Source organism: Halorubrum sp. SP9 (genome assembly GCF_005435015.1).
Classification (GTDB): Archaea; Halobacteriota; Halobacteria; order Halobacteriales; family Haloferacaceae; genus Halorubrum; species Halorubrum sodomense.
In genome coordinates, this window is record NZ_SGXU01000384.1 from 1 (window position 1) to 443 (window position 443).

1 protein-coding gene is annotated in these 443 nt (G+C 67.7%); it reads right to left on the bottom strand.

From position 1 onward, the window contains the following. Positions 1-197: 197 nt before the first annotated feature. On the bottom strand, positions 198-443 hold a 246-nt coding region (locus EXE45_RS17970), incomplete at its 5' end, for a YbaK/EbsC family protein (RefSeq protein ID WP_274595492.1).

Genomic DNA, 443 nt, shown 5'->3' on the forward strand with positions numbered 1-443 from the left:
AGCGACGCCGACGCCCCCGCGACCGCGAGCCCGGCGCCGCGCCGCAGTACCGACCGCCGTGAGTGAGTCATACCGATCCTATCGCCGATTAACAGAAAAAGGTTATTATTTCACAAGTCATAGTTAATAACTCAGTCGCCGAGAGCGTGCTCGCTTAACAACGCGCCGCTGCCTCCGCCATCCGGTGGCGTCGCTACTCACTCTGTGAGATCGACGACGGTCGCGTCCGCGAGGTCGGCGAGCGCGTCCGGACCGATCGCGAACACCGCGCTCGGCGTCCCGGCGGCGCCGTAGACGGTGTCGTACTCGGCCAGCGTCGGGTCGAAGACGGTCGGGAGCGCGGCGTCGTGTCCGATGGGCGGGACGCCGCCGATGCTCCAGCCGACGACCTCGCGGATCCGGTCCGGGTCGCCCATCTCGGCGGCGTCGGCACCGAAGTGGTC